Below are 23,110 nucleotides of genomic sequence, written 5' to 3'. Positions count from 1 at the left end.
GTAGACTTGCTGAAAAAATCTACAGGAGACAGGTATGTCGCTCTGGTTAACGCATCCTCTGCTGCTGCCCTCGCTGATCGTCGGCGTCACCATCGTGCTGTGGGCGACGTCGCTATTGCCGGAATTTATCACCGCGCTGCTGTTCTTTACGGCGGCGATGGCCGCCAGAATCGCCCCGCCGGAAGCGATCTTCGGCGGTTTTGCCTCGTCGGCTTTTTGGCTGGTATTCAGCGGGTTTGTACTGGGCGTGGCGATCCGTAAAACCGGGCTGGCGGACAGGGCCGCCCGGGCGCTGTCGGCAAAGCTCACTGACTCCTGGGTGCTGATGGTGGCGAGCGTGGTATTGCTCAGCTACGCGCTGGCGTTTGTGATGCCGTCAAACATGGGGCGTATTGCGCTGCTGATGCCCATTGTCGCGGCGATGGCGAAACGCGCCGGTATCGCCGACGGCTCCCGCGCCTGGTTTGGTCTGGCGCTGGCCGTCGGGTTCGGCACCTTCCAGCTTTCGGCAACTATCCTGCCTGCAAACGTCCCTAACCTGGTGATGAGCGGTGCCGCGGAAGGCTCGTACGGCATTCACCTGAACTATGTTCCGTATCTGCTGCTGCATACGCCGGTGCTGGGTATTCTCAAAGGCCTGATTCTGATTGGCCTCATCTGCTGGCTGTTCCCCGGCAGCCCAAAACCACCGAAGGAACTGGCGCTGTCTGAACCCATGGGGCGGGACGAAAAGCGTCTCGCCTGGCTGCTGGCGCTGGTGCTGGGAATGTGGGTCACGGAGAGCTGGCACGGCGTAGGGCCCGCGTGGACGGGGCTGGCGGCGTCGATCATCGTCATGCTGCCGCGCGTTGGCTTTATCACCGGGGAGGAGTTTTCTGCGGGCGTGAACATGCGTACCTGCATTTACGTCGCGGGTATTCTTGGGCTGGCGATCGTCGTGACGCAAACCGGTATCGGAACGGCCGTGGGCGAAGCGCTGCTGCGCATTATGCCGCTGGATGCGGACAAACCGTTTACCAGCTTCCTGGCGCTGACCGGTATTACCACAGCGCTCAACTTCATTATGACCGCTAACGGCGTTCCGGCGTTGTACACCACCCTGGCTCAGAGCTTCTCGGACGCGACCGGTTTCCCGCTGCTGTCGGTGATCATGATTCAGGTGCTGGGCTATTCCACGCCGCTGCTGCCGTATCAGGCGTCGCCGATTGTGGTGGCGATGGGGCTCGGGAAGGTGCCTGCAAGGGCGGGGATGGTGCTTTGTCTGGCGCTGGCTATCGCAACGTATCTGGTGCTGCTGCCGCTGGATTATTTGTGGTTTAGCGTATTAGGTAAAGTGTAGTTCGGTGCGAGGGGTTTCCCCTCACCCCAACCCTCTCCCAAAGGAGAGGGAGGAGAAGAGCGGTGGGTAAGCGCAAGCGCCACCCGCCACAAAGGCCATTACGCCTGTTTAGCCGCTTCTGCCGCTTTAACGATCACCGCGAAAGCGTCAGCTTTCAGGGATGCACCGCCAACCAGCGCGCCATCGATGTCTGGCTGGGTGAACAGCTCAGCAGCGTTGGAGGCGTTTACGGAGCCGCCGTACTGGATGATCACTTGCTCAGCGACTTTCGCGTCGGCTTTAGCAATGTGGTCACGAATGAATTTGTGCACTGCCTGAGCCTGCGCAGGGGTTGCAGATTTGCCGGTACCGATCGCCCAGACTGGCTCGTAAGCGATAACCGCGCCTTCGAAAGCTGCCGCGCCCTGAGTTTTCAGTACGGCGTCGATCTGACGTGCGCACACTTCTTCGGTTTTGCCCGCTTCGTTTTCCGCTTCGGTTTCACCGATGCACAGAACTGGGATCAGACCCTGCTCTTTCAGCACGGCGAATTTCTTCGCGATGAACTCGTCAGATTCTTTGTGGTAAGTGCGACGCTCGGAGTGGCCGATGATGATGTATTTCGCGCCGATATCTTTCAGCATTTCAGCGGAAGTTTCACCGGTGAACGCGCCAGACAGGTTAACGTCAACGTTCTGCGCGCCCAGCACGATGTGGCTGCCGTCAGCGGCACGTTTAGCCAGATCCAGGTACATATCCGGCGGAGCGATAGCAACCGCGCAGCCGGTCACGCCAGCCAGCTCTTTACGCAGGTTCGCAACCAGTTCGTTTACCATGTGGCGGCTGCCGTTCAGTTTCCAGTTACCCATCACTAAAGGATGTCGCATTTCAATTCTCCACGCTAAATAAGCGAATTAAGGAATATGGCCGCCCGGTGGGGCAGCATGGTCTGTGAATCAGTATAGAGATTTTCCCTCGAAAGGCTTTGCTTTTTGTCATTAATTCGCCCCGCCAAGGGTGTCAGATAGCGCCAGCTTAATCGGTTCAACGGCGAAGGTCAGTCCTTTTTCGCCGTTATCCGCCACCACATAGCGGATCGCGCCTTCGGTTGTGGCGTAGTACCGCTTGTTTTTACCGGCGGCCAGCAGTTTTTGCAGCTTTTGCTGGCTTTGCTTTTTCGTCAGCGCAGGCGTAAACGCCTGCAGCACCGCGCTCATGTAATCAAGCGCCTTCGATTTAGCGGTTTTCTGCTCTGGCCCCTGAATCGGCAGCCAGGTGATTTGCATGCTTTTGATTTTTAACGTACCGCGCTCCAGCGCCGTGGAAGCATACAAATTCTCGTTAATCTTGCTCGCGGCACGGGTCAGGGTTGGGGTATCGCGGGAGCTATCAATGGCGCGAAATTCATCCAGCGGCAGCGCTGGGTTGGCCTGATTGAAGGCTTCGCGAAACTGGCTGATGGATTGATCGAAAGACGGCGCGCCTGCCAGCAAATACGGCGCAGTGGTGGGGGCCGCGGTGTCGGCGGCGTGCAGCGGAAAACCCGCGCTGAGCATCGCTAAACACAGGAAAAGAGAATGTGCCGAATTTTTCATCAACATTGCACCTGGCCGTAAGTGCTCATGATTAAAACGATATCTGGTCGGCTTGTCAAAAGGTCACAACTCCAGGGTAAAATGCGGGCTAAACGATAATAAGGAACCTTACATGACCATACAGCAGTGGCTGTTTTCATTCAAAGGGCGTATTGGACGCCGTGATTTCTGGGTCTGGATGGTGACGTGGGTTGTCGCCATGCTGCTTCTGTTTTTCGTCGCTTACAACGCCTGGCTGAGCACGCAAACGGCGGCATTTGCGCTGGTCTGCCTGCTATGGCCAACGGCGGCCGTCGTGGTGAAACGCCTGCACGATCGCGGCCGCTCCGGCGCATGGGCGTTTCTGATTATTCTGGCGTGGATGCTGGTGGCAGGAAACTGGGCGATGCTCCCATCCATCCTTCCGTGGGTCGTGGGCAGACTGCTGCCGTCGGTCATCTTCGTGATGATGATTGTCGATCTGGGCGCGTTTATCGGCACCCAGAGCGAAAACAAATACGGTAAAGACACCGTCGAGGTGAAATACCGCTGATCACCAGTAGTGTTCAGCGGTCATATGGCCCGGTCGGCGGCGAAGATGTTTCGTCATCTGCCGGGTATCCTTCAGAAGCTGCTGCGTGTCCCGCACCATCTGCGGGTTACCGCACAGCATGACGTGGCTGGTTTCGGCCGTCATTGGTAAACCCACTGCGTCTTCCAGGGCTCCACTCTCAATTAGGGCCGGCACGCGACCGGTAAGCGTTCCTGCTACGGTTTCACGGCTGACCACGGTCTGAATCTTTAACTTCCCACCGTACTGCTGTTCCAGCGCCTGCATTTGCGGCAGATAGCTCAGGTCTGCAGCGTAGCGCGCAGCGTGCACCAGCACGATGTTTTTGAAGCGCTCCAGATCTTTGCCGTATTGCAGAATGGAAAGATAGGGACCGATAGCCGTGCCGGTTGCCAGCATCCAGAGCGTGTCACAGTCAGGGATCTCTTCGAGCACAAAGAAGCCCGCCGCTTCGCTCACGATTTGCACATCGTCGCCGGGCTTAAGGGCGGCGAGGCGGGGGCTGAGCTTGCCGTCCGGAACGGTGACCAGATAGAACTCGAGATCCGGGTTATCCGGCGCGTTAACGTAAGAGTAGGCGCGCTGCACGCGCTCGCCGTCGACATCCAGCCCCAGCTTCGCAAATTGCCCGGCCTTAAACGGGTGAACGGGAGCATGCAGGGTGAGACTAAATAGCGCATCGGTCCAGAATTCTATCTTTGTGACTTTACCTGTTACCCAGTCCGCCATGATCTTCTCCTGTGCTGTTTCTCTGTTCCATCTTCCGTACTTGTGGGAAACATTTCCAGCCCCTTCGGGCCGGAAAGCTCTATCGATCAAACGGTTTCACAGAATGTGCGTCTGCACGTCCGGGTCTTTGCGGTCGAGATAGTGAATTGACTGAATGCGCCGGATGGTGCGTGATTTACCGCGGATCAGCAGCGTTTCAGTGGTCGCCATGTTGCCCTTGCGGGTAATGCCATCCAGCAGGTCGCCTTTGGTGATGCCGGTTGCTGAGAAGACCACGTTATCGCTGCGGGCCATGTCGTTCAGCGCCAGCACTTTATTGGCTTCGATACCCATCGCTGCGCAGCGCGCAAGCTCGTTCTCACCGATACGACGGTTCTCGTCGCTGTCGCCTTTCACCTCATGACGCGGCAGCAGGCGCGCCTGCATATCGCCGTCCAGCGCGCGGATCACCGCTGCAGAGACCACGCCTTCCGGCGCGCCGCCGATGCCATAAAGCACGTCGACTTCGCTGTCCGGCATGCAGGTCAGGATCGAGGCGGCAACGTCACCGTCAGGAATGGCAAACACGCGCACGCCGAGTGCTTGCAGATAAGAGATGGTGGCGTCGTGACGCGGTTTCGCCAGAATTGTGACGGTGAGTTCGTTGAACGGTTTACCCAGCGCCGCTGCGATATTGCGCAGGTTAGCATCCAGCGGCAGGCTAAGGTCGATTGCGCCTTTCGCGCCAGGACCGACAATCAGCTTTTCCATGTACATATCCGGCGCATTGAGGAAGCAGCCTTTATCGCCCACGGCCAGCACAGCGAGCGCATTGGCCTGACCCATCGCCGTCATGCGGGTGCCTTCGATCGGGTCAACCGCGATATCCACCGCATCTCCTTTGCCGGTACCGACTTTTTCACCGATGTAGAGCATTGGCGCTTCGTCGATCTCGCCTTCGCCGATCACGATGGTGCCGTCGATGTTGACCTGGTTAAGCACAATGCGCATGGCGTGGACGGCTGCGCCGTCTGCGGTATTTTTATCGCCACGGCCAAGCCATTTATAGCCTGCAAGGGCGGCCGCTTCGGTGACGCGGGAAAACTCGATAGCAAGTTCACGTTTCATTAGGGACTCGTACAATCAAAAGGAATTGCACGAAGTTTATCACAGAGTGAGGAGGGGGGAGGGACCGGTGCGGCCTGAGCCCCTCACCCTAACCCTCTCCCCTTTGGGGAGAGGGCCGGGGTGAGGGGGGGTTAAGTTTGTCTTACTCTTCGTGCTCTTCCCACGCCAGGGCGCGTTTCACCGCTTTCTTCCAGCCGCTGTAGCGGAAGTTACGCTCGGTGGTTTCGATGCCAGGGCGGAATTCGCGTTCGATGACCGCTTTCTCCTGCAGCTCGTCCAGGTTCTGCCAGAAGCCTACCGCCAGACCGGCAAGGTACGCCGCGCCCAGCGCCGTTACTTCACGCACTTCAGGGCGCTCAACGCGGGTGCCCAGAATGTCGGACTGGAACTGCATCAGGAAGTTATTCGCGACCGCACCACCGTCCACGCGCAGGGCGTGCAGACGAATGCCGGAGTCTGCCTGCATCGCTTCCAGCACGTCGCGCGTCTGGTAGGCGATGGATTCCAGGGTGGCACGGATGATGTGGTTAGAGTTCACACCGCGCGTCAGGCCGAAAATTGCGCCGCGGGCATACGGGTCCCAGTATGGTGCGCCCAGACCGGTGAACGCTGGTACCACGTACACGCCGTTGGTGTCTTTCACTTTGGTCGCGAAGTACTCGGAGTCAAACGCGTCGCTGATCAGCTTCATCTCGTCGCGCAGCCACTGAATGGATGCGCCCGCCATAAACACCGCACCTTCCAGGGCATAGTTCACTTCGCCGCGCGGGCCGCAGGCAATGGTGGTCAGCAGACCGTTTTCTGATTTCACCGCTTTTTCGCCGGTGTTCATCAGCATAAAGCAGCCGGTGCCGTAGGTGTTCTTCGCCATCCCTTCCTTGACGCACAGCTGGCCGAACAGCGCGGCCTGCTGGTCACCGGCGATCCCGGCGATAGGAATACGTGTGCCGCCTTTACCGCCGATATTGGTCTGGCCGTACACTTCAGACGACTTACGCACTTCAGGCAGCATCGCGCGCGGGATGTCCAGCGCGTCCAGCATCTTGTCATCCCACTCCAGGGTGTTGATGTTGAACAGCATGGTACGCGAGGCGTTGGTGTAGTCGGTGACGTGGACGCGTCCCTGGGTCATCTTCCAGATAAGCCAGGTATCGACGGTCCCGAACAGCAGCTCGCCGCGTTTTGCACGCTCGCGTGAACCTTCCACGTGATCGAGGATCCACTTCACTTTGGTACCGGAGAAATACGGGTCAACCACCAGACCGGTGGCGCTACGCACGTACTCTTCCATCCCGTCGCGCTTCAGCTGTTCGCAGATCTCTGAAGTACGGCGGCACTGCCAGACGATGGCGTTGTAAATAGGCTTACCGGTTTCGCGTTCCCAGACCACGGTGGTTTCACGCTGGTTGGTAATGCCGATAGCGGCAATCTCGTCGGAACTGATATCGGCTTTCGCCAGCACTTCCACCAGCGTGGAGCTTTGTGATGCCCAGATCTCCATCGGATCGTGCTCTACCCAGCCTGGACGAGGATAAATTTGCTCAAATTCACGTTGAGACACGCTGACAATGTTCGCGTCATGATCCATTACGACAGCGCGGGAGCTGGTAGTGCCCTGGTCGAGCGCAACGATATATTTTTTTTCGGTCATGGTATGTGTCCCGTAGTCAGATTACAGCGAAGCTTTTTGTTGTGCGGTAGAAGTCGTTTCCTTCTCCTCGTCCACACAGGTGTCGCACGGTAAATGGCGACCAATTAATTTGCGGTAGCTAAATGCGCCCAGCGCAGCCCCAACAACCGGCGCAAACAGCGGCACCAGGAAGTAAGGGATATCTTTACCACCCGTGAATGCCACCTCACCCCAGCCTGCGATAAAGGCGAACGCTTTTGGTCCGATATCACGCGCCGGATTCATCGCGAAGCCGGTCAGCGGGCCCATGGATGCGCCAATCACCGCAATCAGAAGACCAATCAGCAGGGGTGCCAGCGGGCCGCGCGGAATGCCGTTTCCATCGTCGGTCAGCGCCAGGATAACGCCCATCAGAATAGCGGTAATCACCATTTCAACTGCGAACGCCTGCACAAAATTGATGTGCGGGTTAGGGTAGGTTGAGAAGATGCCTGCCAGATCCAGACTTTCGACGCTGCCGCGTACCATATGATGCGTCTGTTCGAAGTCGATGAAAAGATTGTAATAAAGCCCGTAAACTAACGCCGCTGCGCAAAACGCGCCGGCAAATTGAGAAATAATGAAAGGAACAACTTTGCGTCCGTCGAAGCACGCGAAAAGCCACAGTGCGATAGTCACCGCCGGGTTAAGATGTGCACCAGAAACCCCTGCAGTCAGGTAGATGGCCATCGCCACGCCCAGACCCCAGATGATACTGATTTCCCACTGACCAAAACTGGCACCCGCCACTTTCAGTGCAGCGACACAGCCCACTCCGAAGAATATCAACAACCCGGTACCAAGGAACTCGGCAATGCACTGGCCTTTTAAGGTTGATGTCTGACTCATAATCGGAATCCTGAAGAAATTGATGTTTATTGTTAGCGTGGCCGCCCGTGACAGCCACGATGCCCTGTAGACATAGTGTTAATTTATCGTTAACGAGCAAAAACGAGAAATATCGAAATTAAAATGTGTGGTCTGCGTCAATAAAATGAGCGTTTTCGCGCCATAAAGCGCGTTTTTGAATCAGTCGCGCACGGTGGGCTGAATCATTTCTTTAACGAATGGGTTAACAACTTAGAGGTATATGCCGCGAACGCACCAGGACGAGGCCGAAAAGTGTTGCAAACCGCGATCTGCGTGGCATGCCGCTGGACAGGGGCGACTGCGCTCCATACAATCGGAACATATGTTGTGCGCGTTTACGTAAAGCGTCGCCTTGCAATTCAGGAGAGGTAGGATCATGTCTTTAGAAGTGTTTGAGAAACTGGAATCGAAAGTACAGCAGGCGATTGACACCATCACGCTGCTGCAGATGGAAATTGAAGAGCTGAAAGAGAAGAATAACAGCCTGGCGCAAGAAGTTCAGAACGCTCAGCACGGCCGTGAAGAACTGGAGCGCGAAAACAACCAGCTGCGCGAACAGCAGAACGGCTGGCAGGATCGCCTGCAGGCGCTGCTGGGACGTATGGAAGAGGTTTAATACTCGTTTCTTCAATGAGTTCAAGTTAACAAGCCATCATGTTCTATGATGGCTTTTTTTGTTAAGCGTCAGGGATTATCCCTTTTTTAAAGACGCGATCATATTGGATGCTGCATCAGGGTATAATTTTAGATATTGTGGCGTCATTCTTAATTGTAATAAATAGGTTTTCTCTTTGTCTTTCAGAAAGACAAAATAAATCCTGTCTGGACTGTCTTTGATCCGGTTTGAAATGTAGTAGATACACTCCAGATGTTCAACATAGCAGCCTTGACTTTCATGATGAGGAATATCTTCTTCCGTCGTCGGGAGGCCCAATGCAAGCGAAATAAATTCTTCATGGGAAAAGTTATCAAGAATATCGACAGGCAGGGTCATCATTTTGCTCAAGGCTAACGCATCACCATTTCTTGAAATAAGCATTTTATCCTCGACCTTCCACGTTTTGTCCGGCAAGGTTATAGAAACGTGTTGCTCGGGAAAGACGTAGGTCCACGGGGTCGTTATTTTATAAAAGCCACGAATAGTAGAAAGGATTAAAAAGGCGACTACGCCGCAGATAAGATAACGCAACCTGATGCTGGTTGTATTATGGGCGAAGTAAATAATCCCTGCGATAATTATCAGAAAAACAAATAAAATAATGCTGGCTAATATAATTGCATAAGTCGAGAGGGATATAAACCACAATCCGACACCGAGGAAAGCGAACAGCAGTGTGGTCCCATAAATAATGAGGGTTGCCGATGAGTCACGCATAAACATCCTTGTTGAAATAAAGGGGAAAATCCCCCCTTTATCTTACAGGGATTATTTATTCGATATCCAGTGCATCTTCGGAAAGAATAATCCCGGTGTTATCGGCATAAAGATGGTCCCCGGAGAAGAAGGTCACGCCGCCAAAGTTAACGCGAACGTCGCTTTCGCCGATGCCGTCACCCGCAGCGCCTACCGGAATGGCCGCGATGGCCTGAATTCCGATATCCAGGTCTTCGAGATCGTCCACCTGACGCACGGAGCCGTACACCACGATGCCTTCCCACTCGTTCTGGACGGCAATTCCGGCCAGTTCGGCATCAATCAGTGCGCGACGCACGGATCCGCCGCCGTCGACCACCAGAACGCGACCACGGCCGTTCTGTTCGAGCAGATCGTACAGCAACCCGTTGTCCTCGAAACATTTCACCGTGACGATTTGACCGCCAAACGACGACCGCCCACCAAAGTTGGAGAACAGCGGTTCAACGACGTTGACATCTTCCTGGTAGATGTCACAAAGCTCGGAGGTATCGTATTTCATAGGTTTAACGCTCAGTTGCTGCGAATGTGTTCAGTATATCGTGCGAAATGCGTTGTTGGCAAAATCATCAATTGTTAATTGATATTTGTCAGCTAACTGAGCGTCTGACTTAACACAATCCCAATGACGAACAACAGGTTAGTCAGCAGCGCGCCTTTTACCGTACGTTCCAGCATCGGCGGCATAGCGGACGGGCTGAGTTCACGCATCACAAAGCGGGCCTGCTTAACCAGCAGCGGCGCGGCAAGCGCAAACAGCCAGCCCCAGAGACTGTGAAGAGAAATCAGGTTAAACAGCGCCAGGCAAACCAAAGCGCCGATGAGCAGGCAGGCATGATAGCGGCGCGCATTCACCGGCCCCAGACGCACCGCCAGCGTGTTCTTGCCGTTCTCACGGTCGCTGTCGATATCGCGCAGGTTATTGATGTTCAGCACCGCCGTCGCCAGCAGGCCGCAGGCGGTCGCGGGAAGGAACAGGGCAGGGATCACCGTATGCGCCTGTAAGTACCAGCTCCCCATCACGCTCAGCCAGCCGAAGAACACCAGCACGGAGATATCCCCGAGGCCAATATAGCCGTAAGGGCGCGTGCCGACGGTGTAGGTGATGGCCGCGATAATGGCGAGCAGACCCAGCACCAGGAAGCCAATGAAATCGCTGGTGGTTTTCGAGGCGACCGTCACCAGCGCCAGGCCGGATAGGCAAATCAGTACCACGGTGATAATCAGCGCGCGCTTCATCTGTGCCTGGGTAATGACCCCTTTCTGCATCCCGCGCAGCGGCCCGATACGGTCCGGCTTATCACTGCCCTTCACCGCATCACCATAGTCGTTAGCGAGGTTGGAGAGGATTTGCAGCAGGCCGGCGGTAATCAATGCCAGAGCGGCGACCAGCGGATCAAAATAACCTTGCCACCAGGCAAGCGCCGTACCGACGATAATCGCGGCAAAGGCCAGAGGAAGCGTTTTAGGGCGCAAGCTTTCGAGCCACGCCTGAGTACGGCTGATATCAGTCATAGTAATTTAGCCAATAAAAATGGGGGCCTTAGCCCCCATTAACAGTGATGAGAATGCAGTAACCGCGATTATAGGATAAAACGGCTCAGATCTTCATCTGCCACTAACGCATCCAGATGTTTGCTCACATATTCTGCGTCAATGGTAATGGTTTGACCGTTGAGGTCGCTCGCATCATACGAGATATCTTCCACCAGGCGTTCCAGCACGGTGTGCAGACGACGCGCACCGATGTTCTCGGTGGTTTCGTTGACCTGCCATGCGGCCTGGGCGATACGCTTGATACCGTCCTCGGTGAACTCAAGGTTCACGCCTTCCGTCGCCATCAGCGCTTTGTACTGTACGGTAGCAGAGGCGTTTGGCTCGGTCAGGATGCGCTCGAAATCTTCAGTGGTCAGCGCCTGCAGCTCAACGCGGATAGGCAGACGACCCTGCAGTTCCGGGATTAGATCCGACGGGCTGGCCACCTGGAACGCACCGGAAGCGATAAACAGGATGTGGTCCGTTTTCACCATGCCGTGCTTGGTGGAGACGGTGCAGCCTTCAACCAGCGGCAGCAGGTCGCGCTGTACGCCTTCGCGGGACACGTCCGGGCCGGAACTGTTGCCGCCGCGCTTACAAATTTTGTCGATTTCGTCGATGAACACGATGCCGTGCTGCTCAACCGCGTCGATAGCGTCCTGCTTCAGCTCTTCCGGGTTCACCAGCTTCGCCGCTTCTTCTTCAATCAGCAGCTTCATCGCATCTTTGATTTTCAGCTTACGCGCTTTCTGCTTCTGGCCACCCAGGTTTTGGAACATGGACTGCAGCTGGCTGGTCATCTCTTCCATGCCCGGAGGCGCCATGATTTCCACGCCCATCGGCGCGGCCGCGAGGTCGATCTCAATCTCTTTGTCGTCCAGCTGGCCTTCACGCAGTTTTTTGCGGAACGCCTGACGCGCGGCTGAAGGCTCAGACTGCTGTTCAGCCTGGCCCCAGTTGTTTTTCGCCGGTGGGATCAGCACGTCGAGAATGCGCTCTTCGGCCATCTCTTCCGCGCGGTAGCGGTTTTTCTCGATCGCCTGGACGCGCACCATTTTGATCGCCGAGTCGGTCAGATCGCGGATGATGGAGTCCACTTCTTTACCCACATAGCCCACTTCGGTGAACTTGGTGGCTTCAACTTTGATGAACGGCGCGTTCGCCAGCTTCGCCAGACGACGGGCGATTTCTGTTTTCCCGACGCCGGTCGGGCCGATCATCAGAATGTTTTTCGGCGTGACTTCGTGACGCAGCTCTTCATCAAGCTGCATACGACGCCAGCGGTTACGCAGCGCGATGGCCACGGAGCGCTTGGCGTTATCCTGGCCGATAATGTGTTTGTTCAGTTCGCTGACAATTTCGCGTGGGGTCATTTCAGACATGGGAGGTCCTTACGCTTTGGAGGTCAATTCTTCGATGGTGTGGTTGTGGTTGGTATAGATGCAGATATCACCTGCAATATCCAACGCCTTCACCGCGATATCACGCGCGTTCATGTCGGTATTTTCCAACAGCGCGCGGGCTGCAGCCTGGGCATAAGGGCCGCCAGAGCCGATGGCAATCAGGTCGTTTTCCGGCTGAATCACGTCACCGTTACCGGTGATGATAAGCGAAGCGGTTTCATCCGCGACCGCCAGCAGCGCTTCGAGCTTGCGCAGCATACGGTCGGTACGCCAGTCTTTCGCCAGCTCAACGGCGGCTTTCACCAGATGACCCTGGTGCATTTCCAGTTTGCGTTCAAACAGTTCAAACAGCGTGAAGGCATCCGCCGTGCCGCCTGCAAAACCGGCGATCACTTTGTCGTTGTAGAGACGACGCACTTTCTTCACGTTGCCTTTCATGACGGTATTACCCAGCGTGGCCTGGCCATCACCGGCGATTACCACATGGCCGTTACGGCGTACACTTACTATTGTTGTCACGAGCAGACCCCCTGGTTACAAATTCGGGAAACAGAAGCCCTGAGCCTGTGCTCAGGGCTGAATTAAATGATAGATGGGGGAGATTTTGGGGGTTTCAACCCCCGGAGGCGAGTCGAATGCAGTTTGTATGACCGGCCACTTTCAGGCGCGAAATGGTGCCATCGGCATTTTCTTTGCCTTTGACCGGGCCAATCACCACGCGATTCCAGCCGTTGTTGGTGGTAATGCGTGAATCAAATCCTTCAAACGCCAACTGAGCACGCACCGTTTCCGCCTGCTCGGCGCCTTTAAACGAACCGCACTGCACCATCCAGCGGCGCTCGTCTTTTTTCTCTGCCGTCTGCTTCGGCGCTTCGGTCTCTTTGGTCACCGGCGCGGCCTGCTGCGTTTTCGGCTGCTGCGCGGTGGTATGCGCTGGCGTCTGGAGCAGATCCTGATACGGCTGAGCCGCTTGTTTTTGTGGCTGCGCTTTTGGCTGTTGAACAGGCTGTGATTGCACCGTACGCGTCTGCTGCTGCGGTTGCTGGTAAGGCTGCGCTTTCGGCTGCTGCACCGGCTGGGTTTGCGTCCACTGCTGCTGTTGCTGCTGCTGAATTTGTGCCTGGCGCTGACGCTGCAGCTGCAGCGTTTGCTGACGCTGTGCTGGCGTCTGTTCATTCCACGGCACTTCGTTCAGCTGCGTTGGCTGCTGACGCATATCGGCCTGCATTTGTGCCAGCAGCTGGCGCTGCTCGTCCGTCAGCTGGTCGGCATTTTTCACTTCGCCACCGGCTGAAGGCTCGGTTGGCGCACGCACGCCAGGTTGACGGCTTTCCAGCTCTTTAATATAGCGCCAGCGCTCTTCAGGTTTCGGCGGCAGACCATTTCCCGCCACTTTGTTGCCCTGAAGCGCCTCGGACTCTTCTTTTTTATGGTGCGTGATGAAGTACAGGCCGCCAATAAAAGCCACCAGTACCGCCGCAGCAATAGCGACCATTGCTGGCGAGACCGCAGGCAGATTACGCTGCTTGCTTTTTGAACTACTCTTTTTGCGTCGCGAAGGTGCCGGCTGGCCGCGACGTACATAATCTCGTTGTGCCACTATCGTTTCGCTGTATTTATTCGTTCGTCAGCCCGCCATGTTACTTAAGCGGCGGGGCTTTGACCAGATAAGGGTGTCCGAAAGGCGTTTACTTTAAGTCAATGCCTGGGTAGAGCCGCGAACAATCAGCTCGCAGTCCAGTAACCGTGAGCCGCTGCTAACTGTTTGACCCTGCAGCTGATCCAGCAGAAGCAGCATCGCTTCACGGCCAATCTGATAGCGCGGTTGTGACACGGTGGAGAGCGGCGGATCGCAAAACTCTGAAAGCGAAATGTTATCGAAACCGATAATCGACAGATCTTTCGGCACGCGTAAGCCACGGCGTTTGGCGTGGGACAGCGCCCCCAGCGCCATCACGTCGCTGTGGCAGAACACCGCTGTTGGCGGTTCCGGCAGCGCCAGCAGTTTCTCCAGCGCTTGTCCGCCCGCTTCGAAAGTAAAATCACCGCGCGCAATGTAGTGCGGATCGACAATCGCACCGGTACGGCGCAGCGCCTGAACATAGCCCTGCAGGCGATAGTGGCAGAGCGGCATCTCTTCCGGCCCGGCAATGCAGCCAATCCGCTTATGCCCTAGCTCCTGAAGATAGTTCACCGCGTTGAACGCGGCCGTCAGGTTATCGATATGAACCGTCGGCAGCTCCAGCTCGGGGGCAAACTCGTTGGCCATCACCATCGGTGGTAAATTGCGCTGTTCTTCGATGCTGGCATCAAACGGCAGGCGTGAGCCAAGCAGCAGCATGCCGTCAATCTGCTTGGTAATAATGAGGTCGATAAAGGTTTTTTCCTGCTGGTTCTGATGGGCGCAGTCGCCAATCAGCACCAGATAGCCCTGCTCCGCAGCCGTCACTTCGATGCCGCGAATGATCTCGCTAAAGAAGGGATCGCAGATGTCCGGCACTATCACCAGGATGGTCCGCGATTCATTGCGCTTGACGTTCCGCCCCATGGCCTGAGGGAAGTAACCCACTTCCAGCGCCGCCTGTTCAACCTTGTTACGGGTCGCCTGGGAGACTTTATCCGGGTTCATTAATGCGCGGGACACGGTTGCTGTTGAGACTTGTGCTTTCTCGGCAACGTCTTTCATGGTCGCCGTGGCAACCTCTTTCCTGGACTTCAACGTCTTCTCCTCGCCTGAACACCGAACTGCGGACACCACCATTTTTACAGATAGTTAATGGAATCGGTTACAGAATTTTCATAAAAAGTGTGAGGCGCGTTAAATTTTTCGATCCGTCTTCAGCCTTCGATGGGATCGACGTCCAGTACCCACTTCACTTTTCGCGCTTCCGGCAGGGTGTTGATGAGCGCCAGCGTGCCGCTGACGATGTGCTGCAGGCGAATACGCGAGGGGTGCTGGAGTAAAATTTGCCAGCGAAAACGTCCGCCGCGCTTCGGCGCCAGCGCCGGCACCGGGCCCAGGATCCACAGCTGGTTATCCACCAGCGGGCTGGCCTGCAGGAGATTCCTCAGCTGTTGCAGGAAAAGCGGGGCCTGCTGGTTGTTATGATCTTCCGCGCGGATGATGACGTGGCTGGTCCACGGCGGCAGCTGCATGGTCTGGCGCTCGGCCAACGCCTGCTCGGCGAAGGCGTCATAGCCTTTATGCAGCAGGGTTTGCAGCAGCGGGTGCTCAGGGTGGTGCGTTTGCAGTACCACCTCGCCCTGCTTGCCAGCACGTCCCGCACGCCCTGCCACCTGGGTATAAAGCTGGGCGAAGCGCTCGGCGGAGCGGAAATCGGCCGAGAACAGCGCGCCGTCCACGTCCAGCAGGGCGACCAGCGTCACGTCCGGGAAGTGGTGCCCTTTGGCCAGCATCTGAGTACCAATCAGGATGCGCGCGCCGCCGCGATGCACTTCTGCCAGCTGCTGTTCCAGCGCGCCTTTGCGGCTGGTGGTGTCCCGGTCGATTCGGGAAATAGGCACGTCCGGGAAGAAGGGGCCAAGCGCCTGTTCAAGTTGTTCCGTGCCCAGACCGACCGGCACGATATGCGTTGATCCGCACGACGGGCACTGGCGCGGCACCGGGCGCTGGCTGTCGCAGTGGTGGCAGCGCAGGTGACGCTGGGCCTGATGGAAGGTGTAGTAGTGGTCACAGCGCGGGCATTCTGCAATCCAGCCGCAGTCGTGGCACAGCAGGGCGGGGGCGAATCCGCGACGGTTCAGGAACAGGATCACCTGGTTCCCCGCCTGCAAATGCTGGCGCATGCGGGAAATCAATGCGGGCGCTAACCCTGCCTGCACCTGCTGGCCTTTGAGATCCAGCACGTGCTGAATGGCCGGACGGGCGTTCCCCGCGCGACGCGTCAGGCGCAGCATGTGATATTTACGCTGGCGCACGTTGTGCAGCGTTTCGAGCGCCGGCGTGGCGGAGCCGAGAATAATGGGAATTTGCTCGCTGTGCGCGCGGTAGACCGCCAGATCGCGGGCATGGTAGCGCCAGCCTTCCTGCTGTTTATAGGAGCTGTCGTGCTCTTCATCGATCACGATAACGCCAAGGTTTTTAAACGGCGTAAACAGCGACGAGCGGGTGCCGATCACTATCGCCGCTTCGCCGTTTTTCGCTTTCAGCCAGGCGCTAAGGCGCTCGCTATCGTTAAGCCCCGAGTGCAGCACCTCAACCGGCGCGTTAAAGCGCTCGCGGAATCGGGCGATTGTCTGCGGCGTCAGGCCGATTTCCGGCACCATCACCAGCGCCTGTTTACCCTGCGCGAGCACGTTTTCCAGTACGCTCAGGTAGACTTCCGTTTTGCCGGAGCCCGTCACGCCCGCCAGCAGCCAGGCGGAAAAATGGTCCGAGGCGCTGTGAATGGCGCCTACCGCGGTGGCCTGCTCGGTATTCAGACGCAGGCGATCGCCTGAGACGGAGAAGCCGTCGCGCCAGTCGTGAAGGGCAGGCGCTTCGCTGGCCAGCTCGCTCAGCCCTTTCTTTCTTAATGCCTGTAGCGCGGTTTCGCTGACCTCAAGCTCGTTAACCTGATGCCGCCAGATTTTCCCCTGACGCAGCGCCGCTAGCGCCTGCTGCTGTTTCTGCGAGCGCTTGAGGCTGTTAATGTCCACGGCCTGCCCCTGTTCGGTGGCAAACCAGTACCACATCGGGGCGTGGCTGGCACTCTTGCCCTGGCGCAGCAGAATAGGCAGGGCGTGGAAGAGGACGTCGCCAATCGGATGGTGATAATAATCCGCCGCCCACAGCAGCAGTCGCCAGGTGCTGGTGGAGAAAACCGGCTCGAGGTCCAGCACCTCAACGACCGACTTCAGTTCATTGAGGGGCAATTCGCTTTTATCGCTGACGGAGACGACGATCCCCACGCGCTGCTGTTTGCCAAACGGCACGGTCACGCGACAGCCCGCTTTGGCACTCATGCTGTCGGGCAGCAGGTAGTCAAAGGTGCGGGGAAGCGGAACGGGCAGGGCAACGTGAGCGACGGGCATCGAATCTTCCTGACTTGAAAAGTGGCGCGTTAGTATACACATTAGTAAAAGCGGCGTGCGGATCAGTTTGCATACGTTGGTTAAATTCTGTATGATTCGCCGCCTTTGGTGTACTTTACGCCAAAGAACTTACATTCAACATCGCGTGGTGTCTGGCGTTAGGGCTGGAAGAGCGACGCGGCCTTAACTGAGGTTCTCCCATGAAAAAAGATATTCACCCGAAATACGAAATGATTACTGCAAACTGCTCTTGCGGTAACTCTATCCAGATCCGCTCTACCGTGGGTCACGATCTGAACCTGGACGTGTGCGGCAAATGCCACCCGTTCTACACTGGTAAGCAGCGTGATGTTGCAACCGGTGGCCGTGTTGACCGCTTCAACAAGCGTTTCAGCATCCCGGGCGCTAAATAAGTTTCCCGAAAAAAAGGCACCGCAAGGTGCCTTTTTTGTATCCGCTTCTCAGTATTCCCACGTCTCCGGGTCAATACCCAGTTCACGCATGATCACCTTCGCCTCTTCCGGGATTTCGTCGCTACGCTCTTTGCGCAGATCGTCATCGTTCGGCAACGGTTGGCCGGTAAACGCATGCAGGAACGCTTCGCACAGCAGTTCGCTGTTAGTCGCGTGGCGCAGGTTATTCACCTGACGACGCGTACGTTCATCGGTGAGGATCTTCAACACCTTCAGAGGAATGGAAACCGTAATTTTCTTTACTTGCTCACTCTTCTTACCGTGCTCAGCGTATGGGCTGATATATTCGCCGCTCCATTCAGCCATGAGATACCTTTAATCCTCTCAGTCATTAATCTAAAGGTGCAAACCGGTCACTGTCCGTTTTGAACCGTAATCTTGCGTAGTTTACCGTAGAGACGATACCGTGGCACGGATATTGCCGCTGCAGCGTGCACTAAAGCATATAATTTTAACGGCTATTTGCGCATTGCTCAATCTATACGCAAAGAAGTTTAGATGTCCAGATGTATTGACGTCCATACTTTCAATGTTTACTCTGGTGCCTGACTTTTCACCTCATTCGCCAGGAAGCCCTCACCATGACGCGTAAACAGGCCACTATCGCAGTGCGTAGCGGATTAAATGATGACGAGCAGTACGGCTGCGTTGTCCCGCCCATTCATCTTTCCAGTACCTACAATTTCACCGGATTTAATGAACCCCGCGCGCATGACTATTCGCGTTGTGGCAATCCTACGCGTGATGTGACCCAGCGTGCGCTGGCCGAGCTGGAAGGGGGCGCAGGGGCAGTATTAACCAATACCGGGATGTCCGCCATTCACCTGGTGACGACAGTTTTCCTGAAACCGGGCGATCTGCTGGTTGCGCCGCACGACTGCTACGGCGGGAGCTATCGCCTGTTTGATAGCCTGGCAAAGCGCGGCTGCTACCGCGTGCTGTTTGTCGATCAAAACGACGAACAGGCGCTGAAACAGGCGCTGGCAGAGAAACCAAAGCTGGTTCTGGTGGAAAGTCCAAGCAACCCATTGTTGCGCGTTGTCGACATTGCGAAAATTTGTCAGCTCGCAAGGGATGCGGGAGCGATAAGTGTAGTGGATAATACCTTCCTCAGTCCGGCGCTTCAGAACCCGTTAGCACTGGGTGCGGATCTGGTATTGCATTCATGTACTAAATATCTGAACGGCCATTCTGACGTGGTGGCGGGCGTGGTGATTGCCAAAGATCCCGACGTTGTCACGGAACTGGCATGGTGGGCCAATAACATTGGCGTCACCGCGGGCGCGTTCGACAGCTACCTGCTGTTGCGCGGCATCCGCACGCTGTCGCCGCGCATGGACGTGGCGCAGCGTAATGCCCAGGCGATTGTCGATTTCCTGAAAACCCAGCCGCTGGTGAAGAAGCTTTATCACCCGTCGCTGCCGGAAAACCAGGGGCACGAGATTGCCGCGCGCCAGCAAAAGGGATTTGGCGCGATGTTAAGTTTTGAACTGGACGGTGACGAGCAAACGCTGCGTCGCTTCCTGAGCGGGCTGTCATTGTTTACGCTGGCGGAATCCTTAGGTGGGGTTGAAAGCTTGATCTCCCACGCCGCGACCATGACGCACGCAGGTATGGCACCCGAAGCACGTGCCGCCGCCGGGATTTCCGAGACGCTGCTGCGTATCTCAACCGGCATTGAAGATTCTGAAGATTTAATTGCCGATCTGGAAAATGGCTTCCGGATCGCAGCCAAGGGGTAATCATGAGTGTGATAGCGCAGGCAGGGGCGAAGGGTCGTCAGCTGCACAAGTTTGGTGGTAGTAGTCTTGCTGATGTGAAATGTTACCTGCGCGTCGCAGGGATCATGACCGAATATTCACAGCCGGGTGACATGATGGTTGTCTCAGCGGCGGGCAGCACCACCAACCAGTTGATTAGCTGGCTGAAACTGAGCCAGACCGATCGCCTTTCTGCGCATCAGGTGCAACAGTCCTTACGTCGTTACCAGAGCGAGCTGATTGCCGGCCTGCTGCCTGCGGACGTGGCGGACGGGCTGATCAGCGCTTTCACGCACGATCTTGAGCGTCTTGCTGCCCTGCTGGACAGCGGGATTACCGACGCGGTGTATGCCGAAGTGGTGGGCCACGGTGAAGTGTGGTCCGCGCGTCTGATGGCCGCCGTGCTGCAACATCTGGGCGTGGAAGCGGCCTGGCTCGACGCGCGCGATTTCCTGCGCGCGGAACGCGCCGCGCAGCCGCAGGTGGATGAAGGGTTGTCCTACCCGTTGCTACAGCAGCTGCTGGTGCAGCATCCGGGCAAACGTATTGTCGTCACCGGCTTTATCAGCCGCAGCAACGCGGGCGAAACCGTGCTGCTGGGCCGTAACGGCTCGGACTACTCGGCAACGCAGATTGGTGCCCTGGCGGGCGTGTCCCGCGTCACCATCTGGAGCGACGTGGCCGGTGTTTACAGCGCGGACCCGCGTAAGGTGAAAGATGCCTGTCTGCTGCCGCTGCTGCGTCTCGACGAAGCCAGCGAGCTGGCACGGCTGGCTGCGCCGGTACTGCACGCGCGCACGCTGCAGCCGGTTTCCGGCAGCGATATCGACCTGCAGCTGCGCTGTAGCTATACGCCGGACCAGGGTTCCACGCGCATTGAGCGCGTGCTGGCGTCCGGCACGGGCGCGCGTATTGTCACCAGCCACGACGACATCTGCCTGATTGAGTTCCAGGTCCCTGCCGGTCAGGATTTCAAACTGGCACATAAAGATATCGACACGATCCTGAAACGCGCCCAGGTGCGTCCGCTGGCCGTTGGCGTTCACAATGACCGTCAGCTGCTGCAGTTCTGCTATACCGCCGAAGTGGCGGACAGCGCGCTGAAAATTCTGGATGAAGCGGGCCTGCCGGGCGAGCTTCGCCTGCGTCAGGGGTTGGCGCTGGTGGCGATGGTGGGCGCGGGCGTCACCCGTAACCCGCTGCACTGCCACCGCTTCTGGCAGCAGCTGAAAGGCCAGCCGGTGGAGTTCACCTGGCAGTCGGAAGAGGGCATCAGCCTGGTCGCGGTCCTGCGGAAAGGGCCAACCGAGAGCCTGATTCAGGGCCTGCACACCTCCCTGTTCCGCGCGGAAAAACGCATTGGGCTGGTACTGTTTGGGAAAGGCAACATCGGCTCCCGCTGGCTGGAGCTGTTTGCCCGCGAGCAGGTCACGCTCTCGGCGCGTACCGGATTTGAATTTATTCTTGCGGGCGTGGTGGACAGCCGCCGCAGCCTGCTGAACTACGAAGGGCTGGACGCAAGCCGCGCGCTTGCCTTCTTTAACGATGAAGCCGTAGAGCAGGATGAAGAAGCGCTGTTCCTGTGGATGCGCGCGCACCCGTATGACGATCTGGTGGTGCTGGACGTTACCGCCAGCGAACAGCTTGCCGATCAGTATCTGGATTTCGCCAGCCACGGTTTCCACGTCATCAGCGCCAATAAGCTGGCGGGGGCAAGCAGCACCGATAAATACCGCCAGATCCACGACGCGTTCGAAAAAACGGGCCGCCACTGGCTCTATAACGCCACCGTTGGCGCGGGCCTGCCGGTTAACCACACCGTGCGCGACCTGATTGAAAGCGGCGACAGCATTCTGGCGCTGAGCGGGATCTTCTCCGGCACGCTCTCCTGGCTATTCCTGCAGTTTGACGGCACCGTACCATTCACCGACCTGGTGGATCAGGCGTGGCAGCAGGGCTTAACCGAGCCCGATCCGCGCGTTGATCTCTCCGGTAAAGACGTGATGCGCAAGCTGGTGATCCTGGCGCGCGAAGCCGGTTATGACATCGAGCCGGATTCTGTACGCGTCGAGTCGCTGGTCCCTGCGGGCTGCGAGGAAGGGTCCGTTGACCATTTCTTCGAGAACGGTGACGAGCTGAATGACCAGATGGTGCAGCGTCTGGAAGCGGCAAATGAGATGGGGCTGGTGTTGCGCTACGTGGCGCGTTTCGAGGCGAACGGTAAGGCGCGCGTGGGTGTCGAAGCGGTGCGTCCTGACCATCCGCTGGCGGCGCTGCTGCCGTGCGATAACGTCTTCGCCATTGAAAGCCGCTGGTACCGCGATAACCCGCTGGTGATCCGCGGTCCGGGCGCGGGGCGCGACGTCACCGCCGGGGCGATCCAGTCCGACATCAACCGTCTGGCTAAGCTGCTGTAACCCCTCACCCTAACCCTCTCCCCAAAGGGGAGAGGGGACTGCTCGGTGCGGTCTTTTCCCCCTCATCATGAATTTCTCTCATCTTCCCTGAGCAAACCTCACCGTTATTGTTGATTATTTATGTTGACGTCCCTTCGCTTTTCCGTCATTTTTACATCTGGACGTCTAAACGTATAGAAGTTCACAACACAACAGACAACGACACGCGAAAGATAGAGGTAAGGTATGAGCTTTTTTCACGCCAACCAGCGGGAAGCACTGAATCAGAGCCTGGCCGAAGTAAACGGCCAGATTAACGTCTCTTTTGAATTTTTCCCGCCGCGCACCAGTGAAATGGAGCAAACCCTGTGGAGCTCTATCGATCGCCTGAGCAGCCTGAAGCCAAAGTTTGTCTCCGTGACATACGGTGCGAACTCCGGCGAGCGTGACCGTACGCACAGCATCATTAAAGGCATTAAGGACAGAACCGGTCTGGAAGCGGCACCGCACCTGACCTGTATCGACGCCACTCGCGATGAACTGCGCGCCATTGCCCAGGACTACTGGAACAACGGTATTCGCCATATCGTTGCCCTGCGCGGCGATCTCCCTCCCGGCAGCGGCAAGCCAGAGATGTATGCGGCCGACCTGGTCGGGCTGCTGAAAGAGGTGGCCGACTTCGATATCTCCGTAGCCGCCTACCCTGAAGTTCATCCGGAAGCGAAAAGCGCCCAGGCGGATCTGCTTAACCTGAAGCGTAAGGTGGAGGCTGGTGCCAACCGCGCCATCACCCAGTTCTTCTTTGACGTGGAAAGCTATCTGCGCTTCCGCGACCGCTGCGTCTCGGCTGGTATCGACGTCGAAATCATCCCTGGCATTTTGCCTGTCTCGAACTTCAAACAGGCGAAGAAATTCGCCGATATGACCAACGTGCGCATTCCGCTGTGGATGTCCAAAATGTACGAAGGGCTGGACGATGACCCGGAAACCCGCAAGCTGGTGGGGGCCAACATCGCGATGGACATGGTGAAGATTTTAAGCCGCGAAGGGGTGAAAGATTTCCACTTCTACACGCTGAACCGTGCGGAGATGAGCTACGCCATTTGTCACACGCTCGGCGTTCGCCCGGCGTAATCAGCAAAAAGCCCTCATAAAATTGAGGGCTTTTTAGTCAGGTAGAAAGTTAAAAGGTATTAACTATCGAATCTGTGGATTAATTCAACTATATCTTATTGCTAGTGGTGTATATCGTAACG

The 23,110-nt window shown here is 56.9% G+C and carries 22 protein-coding genes; 7 read left to right on the top strand and 15 right to left on the bottom strand.

Annotation, left to right across the window (positions count from 1 at the left end; genetic code table 11):
• The first annotated feature begins 34 nt into the window (after positions 1-34).
• Complete coding sequence (locus tag ACR42C_RS22475) at positions 35-1,339, top strand: SLC13 family permease (RefSeq protein WP_479984579.1); 1,305 nt, start codon at positions 35-37, stop codon at positions 1,337-1,339.
• Positions 1,340-1,437: 98 nt separating this feature from the next.
• Here the strand turns inward: ACR42C_RS22475 and tpiA are convergent, their stop codons facing one another.
• Both tpiA and ACR42C_RS22465 read right to left on the bottom strand, forming a co-directional pair.
• Positions 1,438-2,205, bottom strand: a complete 768-nt coding sequence (gene tpiA / locus ACR42C_RS22470) for a triose-phosphate isomerase (protein WP_006808674.1) — start codon at positions 2,203-2,205, stop codon at positions 1,438-1,440.
• 111 nt (positions 2,206-2,316) lie between these two features.
• Complete coding sequence (locus ACR42C_RS22465) at positions 2,317-2,913, bottom strand: DUF1454 family protein (protein ID WP_116343772.1); 597 nt, start codon at positions 2,911-2,913, stop codon at positions 2,317-2,319.
• A 112-nt stretch (positions 2,914-3,025) separates the two neighbouring features.
• Here ACR42C_RS22465 and ACR42C_RS22460 point away from each other — a divergent pair, with 112 nt between their 5' ends.
• Entirely contained in the window at positions 3,026-3,445 is a 420-nt protein-coding gene (locus ACR42C_RS22460; protein ID WP_028014847.1) for a DUF805 domain-containing protein, read from the top strand.
• Here ACR42C_RS22460 and fpr read toward each other — a convergent pair whose 3' ends face one another.
• The 4 genes from fpr to ACR42C_RS22440 form a co-directional block, all read right to left on the bottom strand.
• Entirely contained in the window at positions 3,446-4,192 is a 747-nt protein-coding gene (fpr, locus tag ACR42C_RS22455) for a ferredoxin--NADP(+) reductase (protein ID WP_116343773.1), read from the bottom strand.
• A gap of 96 nt (positions 4,193-4,288) precedes the next feature.
• Complete coding sequence (gene glpX, locus ACR42C_RS22450; RefSeq protein ID WP_479984578.1) at positions 4,289-5,299, bottom strand: class II fructose-bisphosphatase; 1,011 nt, start codon at positions 5,297-5,299, stop codon at positions 4,289-4,291.
• Positions 5,300-5,441: 142 nt separating this feature from the next.
• On the bottom strand, positions 5,442-6,950 hold the full coding sequence (gene glpK / locus ACR42C_RS22445) for a glycerol kinase GlpK (RefSeq protein ID WP_062936027.1): 1,509 nt from the start codon (positions 6,948-6,950) through the stop codon (positions 5,442-5,444).
• A gap of 21 nt (positions 6,951-6,971) precedes the next feature.
• On the bottom strand, positions 6,972-7,817 hold the full coding sequence (locus ACR42C_RS22440; protein WP_116343775.1) for an MIP/aquaporin family protein: 846 nt from the start codon (positions 7,815-7,817) through the stop codon (positions 6,972-6,974).
• Between the two features lie 397 nt (positions 7,818-8,214).
• Here ACR42C_RS22440 and zapB point away from each other — a divergent pair, with 397 nt between their 5' ends.
• Positions 8,215-8,454 carry a septal ring assembly protein ZapB gene (gene zapB, locus ACR42C_RS22435; protein ID WP_010436935.1) on the top strand — a complete coding sequence of 80 codons (240 nt, stop codon included), beginning with the start codon at positions 8,215-8,217 and terminating at the stop codon, positions 8,452-8,454.
• 75 nt (positions 8,455-8,529) lie between these two features.
• Here the strand turns inward: zapB and ACR42C_RS22430 are convergent, their stop codons facing one another.
• The 8 genes from ACR42C_RS22430 to priA form a co-directional block, all read right to left on the bottom strand.
• Positions 8,530-9,213, bottom strand: a complete 684-nt coding sequence (locus ACR42C_RS22430) for a hypothetical protein (RefSeq protein ID WP_479984577.1) — start codon at positions 9,211-9,213, stop codon at positions 8,530-8,532.
• 55 nt (positions 9,214-9,268) lie between these two features.
• Positions 9,269-9,754, bottom strand: coding sequence for a ribonuclease E activity regulator RraA (rraA, locus tag ACR42C_RS22425; RefSeq protein ID WP_059355391.1), 486 nt, complete (start codon positions 9,752-9,754; stop codon positions 9,269-9,271).
• A 92-nt stretch (positions 9,755-9,846) separates the two neighbouring features.
• Entirely contained in the window at positions 9,847-10,773 is a 927-nt protein-coding gene (gene menA / locus ACR42C_RS22420) for a 1,4-dihydroxy-2-naphthoate polyprenyltransferase (RefSeq protein WP_479985220.1), read from the bottom strand.
• A gap of 62 nt (positions 10,774-10,835) precedes the next feature.
• Positions 10,836-12,170 carry an HslU--HslV peptidase ATPase subunit gene (gene hslU / locus ACR42C_RS22415; RefSeq protein WP_116343777.1) on the bottom strand — a complete coding sequence of 445 codons (1,335 nt, stop codon included), beginning with the start codon at positions 12,168-12,170 and terminating at the stop codon, positions 10,836-10,838.
• Positions 12,171-12,179: 9 nt separating this feature from the next.
• Entirely contained in the window at positions 12,180-12,710 is a 531-nt protein-coding gene (hslV, locus tag ACR42C_RS22410) for an ATP-dependent protease subunit HslV (protein ID WP_008501802.1), read from the bottom strand.
• 94 nt (positions 12,711-12,804) lie between these two features.
• A complete protein-coding gene (gene ftsN, locus ACR42C_RS22405) occupies positions 12,805-13,791 on the bottom strand; it encodes a cell division protein FtsN (RefSeq protein WP_316380719.1) in 987 nt (328 codons plus the stop codon).
• 93 nt (positions 13,792-13,884) lie between these two features.
• Entirely contained in the window at positions 13,885-14,910 is a 1,026-nt protein-coding gene (gene cytR / locus ACR42C_RS22400) for a DNA-binding transcriptional regulator CytR (RefSeq protein WP_080330329.1), read from the bottom strand.
• Between the two features lie 119 nt (positions 14,911-15,029).
• Positions 15,030-17,225: a primosomal protein N' gene (gene priA, locus ACR42C_RS22395; RefSeq protein WP_192984575.1), complete on the bottom strand. Its 2,196-nt coding sequence runs from the start codon at positions 17,223-17,225 to the stop codon at positions 15,030-15,032.
• A gap of 200 nt (positions 17,226-17,425) precedes the next feature.
• Here priA and rpmE point away from each other — a divergent pair, with 200 nt between their 5' ends.
• Positions 17,426-17,638 carry a 50S ribosomal protein L31 gene (rpmE, locus tag ACR42C_RS22390; protein WP_003862040.1) on the top strand — a complete coding sequence of 71 codons (213 nt, stop codon included), beginning with the start codon at positions 17,426-17,428 and terminating at the stop codon, positions 17,636-17,638.
• A gap of 48 nt (positions 17,639-17,686) precedes the next feature.
• Here the strand turns inward: rpmE and metJ are convergent, their stop codons facing one another.
• Complete coding sequence (metJ, locus tag ACR42C_RS22385; RefSeq protein WP_003862042.1) at positions 17,687-18,004, bottom strand: met regulon transcriptional regulator MetJ; 318 nt, start codon at positions 18,002-18,004, stop codon at positions 17,687-17,689.
• A gap of 275 nt (positions 18,005-18,279) precedes the next feature.
• On the opposite strand from metJ, the gene metB reads away from it, so the two are divergent.
• The 3 genes from metB to metF all read left to right on the top strand — a co-directional run bounded on the left by metB (position 18,280) and on the right by metF (position 22,988).
• On the top strand, positions 18,280-19,440 hold the full coding sequence (gene metB / locus ACR42C_RS22380) for a cystathionine gamma-synthase (RefSeq protein WP_479984576.1): 1,161 nt from the start codon (positions 18,280-18,282) through the stop codon (positions 19,438-19,440).
• A gap of 2 nt (positions 19,441-19,442) precedes the next feature.
• On the top strand, positions 19,443-21,875 hold the full coding sequence (locus tag ACR42C_RS22375) for a bifunctional aspartate kinase/homoserine dehydrogenase II (RefSeq protein WP_116343780.1): 2,433 nt from the start codon (positions 19,443-19,445) through the stop codon (positions 21,873-21,875).
• A 225-nt stretch (positions 21,876-22,100) separates the two neighbouring features.
• Positions 22,101-22,988: a methylenetetrahydrofolate reductase gene (gene metF, locus ACR42C_RS22370; protein WP_008501796.1), complete on the top strand. Its 888-nt coding sequence runs from the start codon at positions 22,101-22,103 to the stop codon at positions 22,986-22,988.
• Positions 22,989-23,110 lie beyond the last annotated feature (122 nt).

Source organism: Enterobacter sp. MG-EB028, assembly GCF_056673305.1.
This window is presented reverse-complemented; position numbering and strand designations above follow the sequence as displayed.

Coding starts and splice junctions, on each gene's coding strand:
- ACR42C_RS22475 (WP_479984579.1), top strand. CDS start 35: ATGTCGCTCTGGTTAACGCATCCTCTGCTGCTGCCCTCGCTGATCGTC.
- tpiA (WP_006808674.1), bottom strand. CDS start 2,205: ATGCGACATCCTTTAGTGATGGGTAACTGGAAACTGAACGGCAGCCGC.
- ACR42C_RS22465 (WP_116343772.1), bottom strand. CDS start 2,913: ATGAAAAATTCGGCACATTCTCTTTTCCTGTGTTTAGCGATGCTCAGC.
- ACR42C_RS22460 (WP_028014847.1), top strand. CDS start 3,026: ATGACCATACAGCAGTGGCTGTTTTCATTCAAAGGGCGTATTGGACGC.
- fpr (WP_116343773.1), bottom strand. CDS start 4,192: ATGGCGGACTGGGTAACAGGTAAAGTCACAAAGATAGAATTCTGGACC.
- glpX (WP_479984578.1), bottom strand. CDS start 5,299: ATGAAACGTGAACTTGCTATCGAGTTTTCCCGCGTCACCGAAGCGGCC.
- glpK (WP_062936027.1), bottom strand. CDS start 6,950: ATGACCGAAAAAAAATATATCGTTGCGCTCGACCAGGGCACTACCAGC.
- ACR42C_RS22440 (WP_116343775.1), bottom strand. CDS start 7,817: ATGAGTCAGACATCAACCTTAAAAGGCCAGTGCATTGCCGAGTTCCTT.
- zapB (WP_010436935.1), top strand. CDS start 8,215: ATGTCTTTAGAAGTGTTTGAGAAACTGGAATCGAAAGTACAGCAGGCG.
- ACR42C_RS22430 (WP_479984577.1), bottom strand. CDS start 9,213: ATGCGTGACTCATCGGCAACCCTCATTATTTATGGGACCACACTGCTG.
- rraA (WP_059355391.1), bottom strand. CDS start 9,754: ATGAAATACGATACCTCCGAGCTTTGTGACATCTACCAGGAAGATGTC.
- hslU (WP_116343777.1), bottom strand. CDS start 12,170: ATGTCTGAAATGACCCCACGCGAAATTGTCAGCGAACTGAACAAACAC.
- priA (WP_192984575.1), bottom strand. CDS start 17,225: ATGCCCGTCGCTCACGTTGCCCTGCCCGTTCCGCTTCCCCGCACCTTT.
- rpmE (WP_003862040.1), top strand. CDS start 17,426: ATGAAAAAAGATATTCACCCGAAATACGAAATGATTACTGCAAACTGC.
- metJ (WP_003862042.1), bottom strand. CDS start 18,004: ATGGCTGAATGGAGCGGCGAATATATCAGCCCATACGCTGAGCACGGT.
- metB (WP_479984576.1), top strand. CDS start 18,280: ATGACGCGTAAACAGGCCACTATCGCAGTGCGTAGCGGATTAAATGAT.
- ACR42C_RS22375 (WP_116343780.1), top strand. CDS start 19,443: ATGAGTGTGATAGCGCAGGCAGGGGCGAAGGGTCGTCAGCTGCACAAG.
- metF (WP_008501796.1), top strand. CDS start 22,101: ATGAGCTTTTTTCACGCCAACCAGCGGGAAGCACTGAATCAGAGCCTG.